Consider the following 5,070-nt stretch of genomic DNA (forward strand, 5'->3'; position numbering starts at 1 on the left):
CCTATGTGGGAGCGAGCCTGCTCGCGAAGGGGCCGTCACCTTCAACATCCTAGCCAACTGACCCAGCGCTTTCGCGAGCAGGCTCGCTCCCACATGGGAGGCGTGGCGGATACAAATAGCGTTGCCAACCCTGGACCCTGTGGGAGCGAGCTTGCTCGCGATGGCGGTCTGGCGGACGGCGATGTTCACGCGGATTTCCCCAGCAGCATCTGGCGCATCGGCAGCAAATCGCTGGGCAGGATGATCAGTGTCTGCCACAGCGCCACGCCGCTTAGGCGGCAGTACATGCCCAGCAGCGCCAGCGTTACCCCCAGATAGGCGATCGACGAGGCGGCGGCCGCGCCGACGATGCCGTAGCGCGGTATCAGGACCAGGTTCAGCGCCAGGTTCAGCAGCGCGCCGACGCCCATCAGCAGCGACACCGTGCCGGGTCGGTCCTTGCCCAGCAGATCCAGGCGCAGGATGCTCGCGTAGCACAGCCCGAACAGCCCCGGCAGTAACGCCAGCAGGGCCGGGTAGGCCGGTTGATAGGCGGCGCCGAACAGCGTGACGATCAGCCACTCGCCAATCAGCGCCATGCCCAGGCAAGCGCCAAGCATCACCGTGGCGGTCAGGCGCAAGGCCAGCGGGGTCAGGCGCTGCATGTCGCGGTCTTGCTGCAGCAGGCGTTTCATCAGCGGCGTGGTGACCGCTTCCGGCACGATCAGCAGCAGTTCGGCCGCGGCGCTGGCCATGGCGTAGTGCCCCAGCGCCGTGCTGCCCAGCAGGGCGCCGATGAAGAGGAAATCCGAGCGCAGCACCACTTGCTGGAACAGCAGGTCAGGATGGCTGCGGGCGCCGTAGCGCAACAGCTCGTTCTGGCCGGCGCGGTCCCACTGCAGCTCGACCGCATGATCGCGGCGCAACCACATCCAGCCGGCCAGCACCACCAGGCTCAAGCCCGCCAGCCAACTGATCAGCGCCGCCTCCAGCGCCTTGTCTTGCCACATCCAGAACAGCGCCACAAACAACAACAGCGGTGCCAGCGACTCGATCAGCCGCAACGCGTTGAACGCGCCCACGCCGCCCGAGGCATTGTGCAGCGTCAGCAGGCCGCTCTTGAGTACGGTCAGCGGTACGGCCAGCAACAGCAGCCAGGCCAGCAATCCCAATTGCGTGGTGATGTCCAGCTCAGCGCCGAATTCCCGCACCAGCGCCACCACCAACAAGGTCAACAACCCGGCAAGCAGGCAGCCGAACACCAACACCTGGCTGAGCAACAAGCCCATCGAGCGCTGCTGCGCGGCCTGGTAACCGACGGCGGAATTCAGGCCACCGCTGGTGGCGGCGCTGATCAGGTCGGGCAGGGTACTGAGCAACGCAAACAGCCCACGCTCGCTGGGCCCCAGGATTCTTGCCAACAACACGTTGCGCAGCAGACGCAGAGCGATCATCGCCAGGCGCGTGCCCATGCTCAGGGCCAGATGCTTGAGATAATGGGCTCGGCTCATGAGCGGGTTCCTCGACGGATGCGCCAGGCCAGCAACTCGGGATGACAGGCATTGCGCTGGCTGACGCCGAAGCGTGGCAGGTTCAAGGGGTCGCCATCATGGCGATACAGCCCGGCCTCGGTGCCCAGGGCAAACGGAAAACCGTGGGCCGCCACCTGCTCGCGTACCCGCGCGTCATGATCACCGTTGGGGTAGCAATACACCGGCAGGGGTTGCGCGCAGCCATTTTCCAAAGCTATCCAGCTGCGGGTCAGTTCCTCGTGCAAGCGCTGGTCGTCCAGCCCGGTCAGGATCGCATGGCTGGCACCGTGGGGGCCGAAGCGGATCAGGCCGGAATCTTCGAGCATGCGCACCTGGGTCCAGTCCAATGCCTGGGGTTGCGAGCCGTGCGGGCAGGCCTCGGTGAGATCGCTCAGGGTTCGCGCGTCGAGGGTTTTCAGGCTTTGCAGGAAATGCAACAGCGCCAGGCTGCGGCGCTCGTCGTCGATGTCATCGAGCAGCACCGGCAATGGCCGGCCGACCTGCTGCAAATGCTCGATGAGCGAATGCCGCGCCAGCTGCCCATGGCTGCCCCAGAGGGTTTCGCCGATGCTTTCCCACCAGAAATGCTGGCGGCTGCCAACAAAATCGGTGGACAGGAAAATGCTCGCCGGCACTTGGTACTGGCGCAGCAGGGGAAAGGCATTCATGGCGTTGTCGCGCCAGCCATCGTCGAACGTCAGGGCCACCCGCGGACGGTTCGGAACGCTTTCCGGGTCGGCCAGCAGCAAGCTCATCAACGGCACGCATTCAAAATGCCGTTGCAGCCAGATCAACAGGTGTTCGAACGCTTCAGGCCCCACGCACAGCTCGTTGCGATGCGGCAGTTCGGCGGCGCGGTCGTTATTCAGCACCCGGTGCAACATCAGGATCACGCCGGCGCCACGCAAGGGATGGCGCCCCATGGACGTGTTCAGGTACAGCCAGCCGCCGGTGCGCTTGAAGACGTGTTTGATCGACATCGGCGTTGCTCCTTAGCGGTTCTGCTCGGGATTCCATTGGCTATAGCGGTGGCCGCGCAGGAACTGCCACAACCCGATGCTCATGCCTGCCAGCGTCACCAACACGAACGCGGCCAGGCGGAAAGGCCTGGGCAGACGGTGGCCGACGTCCAGCAACCCGATCAAGGCGATGGCGTAGCCGAGCAACTGCGCCACCAGGCTCAGGCGATAGAACCCATGCTCGTCCCAGAGCCAGGCGTTGCTCAGCAACAGCGGCACCAGCAACACCGGCGCCAGGCGGCGGATCAACTTGTGGCTGATCAGCCCGATGGCGTAGAGCCCATGGCGCAAAGGGTTGAGCAGTTCGCGGCGCTGGGCCAGGCTCTGCAATCCACCGACGGTGACCCGCTGGCGCCGGCGAAACTGCTTGTCGGCTTCGTCGACGCCCTGGTCGGTTACCCGGGCGAGCGGTGCGTAGACGATTGCCTTACCGGCCGCCGGCGCACAGGTGCTGAGGAAAAAGTCATCGTTGACTTGCGCCGGTACTGCTTGGAACAGCACCCGGCGTAGGGCCAGCAGCGCACCGTCCGCGGAGACCATGCAGCCGGTGCGGCTCTCGACGCGGCGCAGCCAGCCTTCGTAGTGCCGATACAGGCTGTCGCCCAGGCTCAGGCCCTTGCCTGGCACGGGGATTTCCATATGCCCGGCGCAGGCGCCCACTTCCGGGTCGCCCAGTGGTGCCAACAGGTGGCCGAGGGTGTCGTTTGCCCATTGGTTGTCGGCGTCGGTGAACACCAGAATCTCGCCGTAGCTATGGGCCACGCCGGTATTGAGAGCAGCGGCCTTGCCCTGGCGTGGCAGGTCGAGCACGGTGATGCGTGAGTCGCCGATCTTGCGCGCGCAGGCCACCGTGTCGTCGGTGGAACCGTCGCTGGCCAGGATGATTTGCAGCGAGCGTGCCGGATAATCCTGGGCTAACAGCATGCGCAACTTCGCTTCGATGTGCCGCGCTTCGTTGTGGGCGGCAATCACGATGCTGACGTCCATCGGCACTGCCGTGGTGTAGCGCCGTAGCGGAAACAGCGGCGCCAGCAAGGTCAGCAGCAGCGGGTAGCCGAGGTACGCGTACACCGGCAACAACAGGCAAGACCAATAGAAAAATTCAGCCACGGGCAGGTCTCCTGACGTTCCATTGAAAAAGGTTGAGCAGCAGCGCCGCGCCGGTCAGGTGCAGGCGCACCCCATGCAGGGCCCACAGTTGCAAGGTCAGGCGCGGGTCGCGCTGGCTCTGGCGCAAGCTCAGAACCAGGGCCGGCAATGTGCTGATCAACAGCAGCATCAGTCCCAGGCGCGCCTGGCCCTGGAACAGGGCGACCAGCGCCAGGAAATCCAGGCCCCAGGCACCGATGGACAAGGCAGGGAAGCGCAGCAGCCGCAGACTCGGCCCGTGGCTGCGCAGCAATTGCCAGTGACTGCCCTGGCGCCACAGTTCCTTGCTCATCCACTCGCGCCAGCTGCCTTCGTAACCCCAGTGCAGGGCGAGGCTTTCGCTCACCAGCAACAACTGCGCTCCGGCCTGGCGCAGGCGCAGGGAAAAATCCTTGTCCTCACCGGTGCGCAGGCTTTCATCGAAGCCACCGACGTGATCGAACCAGGCGCGGCGCATCAGCAGGTTGGCACTGGGCAGCCACTGCACCCGGTGCAGCGGACGCGAACCCGGGCGTTGGCCGCGCCGCTGCCAGGCCCGGGCGAACCACGGCGCCTGCTCGGGCGTATCCAGGTCGAGACCGAGCACATCGCCCTGGCGACCCTCGATTTCGATCAACAACCTGAGCCAGTCGGCGGGCATTTCGATGTCGGCATCGATGAACGCCAGCCAGTCGCCGCTGGCGGCCGCCGCACCACGATTGCGCAGGGCGCCGATGTGCACGCCCGGCACGATCAGCACCCGTGCGCCCAATTCGTTGGCGATGCGCGGGCCATGGTCGTCCGAGCCGTTGTCGACCACGATCAGCTCGCACTCCAGCTGCGCCTGGCGCGCCGCTTGCTGCGCCGCCAGTAACGTGCGGCCGATGTGCCGGGCCTCGTTGTACATCGGGATCACAATGCTCACGCGTTTCATCAACGGGTCTCCTGCGGCGCGGACCGTTCGGCGTCGTAGCGCAACACGCTGGTCAAGGCCAGCATGATCCACAGCAACTTGTGGTTCGGCGCACTGAGGAACATCAGGAACAACGCCAGCGACAGGAAACTCATGCCCAGGTGCGTCAACAGGTCCGCCTGCACCCAGTCCCGCCGCTGGAGCCAGAGCTGGCGTGCACGTAGCAGGTTGTAGAGGCCCAGGCCGATCATGCCGACAAACATCAACCCGCCGGGAATGCCGATCTCGCTGAAAATTTCCAGGTAGGTGTTATGCGCCCGGCGATACAGGTCCCCCAGTTTGCGGTTGGCCGAGAAAGCCTTGGCGTAGCCGGTGGGCGCGTAGTGCAGGGGAAACGTTCCGGGGCCTGAACCGAGCAACGGATTCTCGCGAAGCATCTGGCTGCCGACGACGATGTACGAGGCGCGGCGGCCCAGGGATTCGTCCTTGTGCGCGCTGG

Annotated in this window: 5 protein-coding genes; all 5 read right to left on the reverse strand. The window is 65.3% G+C overall.

The window, feature by feature from the left end:
- Positions 1-185: 185 nt before the first annotated feature.
- Positions 186-1,490: a lipopolysaccharide biosynthesis protein gene (locus tag ACE04F_RS18310; protein WP_486108874.1), complete on the reverse strand. Its 1,305-nt coding sequence runs from the start codon at positions 1,488-1,490 to the stop codon at positions 186-188.
- The gene (locus tag ACE04F_RS18315; protein WP_486108875.1) at positions 1,487-2,491 is read right to left on the reverse strand and encodes a polysaccharide deacetylase family protein; all 1,005 of its coding nucleotides are present in this window, start codon (positions 2,489-2,491) and stop codon (positions 1,487-1,489) included. The genes ACE04F_RS18310 and ACE04F_RS18315 overlap by 4 nt, the downstream gene beginning before the upstream one ends.
- 12 nt (positions 2,492-2,503) lie before the next feature.
- Positions 2,504-3,640 (reverse strand): glycosyltransferase, encoded by a 1,137-nt coding sequence (locus tag ACE04F_RS18320; RefSeq protein WP_486108877.1) that lies wholly within the window; start codon positions 3,638-3,640, stop codon positions 2,504-2,506.
- A complete protein-coding gene (locus ACE04F_RS18325; RefSeq protein ID WP_486108879.1) occupies positions 3,633-4,592 on the reverse strand; it encodes a glycosyltransferase in 960 nt (319 codons plus the stop codon). The genes ACE04F_RS18320 and ACE04F_RS18325 overlap by 8 nt, the downstream gene beginning before the upstream one ends.
- Positions 4,592-5,070 (reverse strand): O-antigen ligase family protein (locus tag ACE04F_RS18330; RefSeq protein ID WP_486108881.1); only part of this gene is annotated, 479 nt, incomplete at its 5' end. The genes ACE04F_RS18325 and ACE04F_RS18330, both read right to left, overlap by 1 nt.

Source organism: Pseudomonas sp. AGC41 (genome assembly GCF_057334555.1).